General features: G+C 35.1%; 1 pseudogene. It reads left to right on the top strand.

From position 1 onward, the window contains the following. Nucleotides 1-444: pseudogene (locus EVJ28_RS13965) on the top strand (metallophosphoesterase family protein); the annotation flags it as partial.

Raw genomic sequence — 444 nt, 5'->3', positions numbered from 1 at the left:
CCCTTATGCTACTGTGAGCGAAATGAAACACTACTTTGAAGATGACATCATTGAAACACATCAACAGGGAATTACGCGCTGTATTGAAACAATAGCACTGGAAATTGATGAAGATGCCGTCAATATTTTAATTAGTCATCTGACTGTTCAAGGTGGAAAGACATCTGATTCTGAAAGACCATTAACTATTGGAACGGTTTAATCAGTTCAGAAAGGTGTTTTTGATATATTTGATTATGTCATGCTAGGTCACTTGCATCATCCATTTAGTATAGAAGAAGACAAAATTAAATATAGTGGCTCCTTATTGCAGTATTCATTTTCGGAAGCGGGTCAAGCTAAAGGGTATAGACGTGTAACAATTAATGATGGCATTATTAACGATGTATTTATTCCTCTTAAGCCACTTAGACAATTGGAAATTATCTCAGGCGAATATAATGA

This window comes from Exiguobacterium sp. SH3S3 (assembly GCF_004337115.1).
Taxonomy (GTDB): domain Bacteria; phylum Bacillota; class Bacilli; order Exiguobacteriales; family Exiguobacteriaceae; genus Exiguobacterium; species Exiguobacterium aurantiacum_A.
Note: the sequence above shows the minus strand (reverse complement) of the source record. Positions and strands in the feature narration are given on the sequence as shown.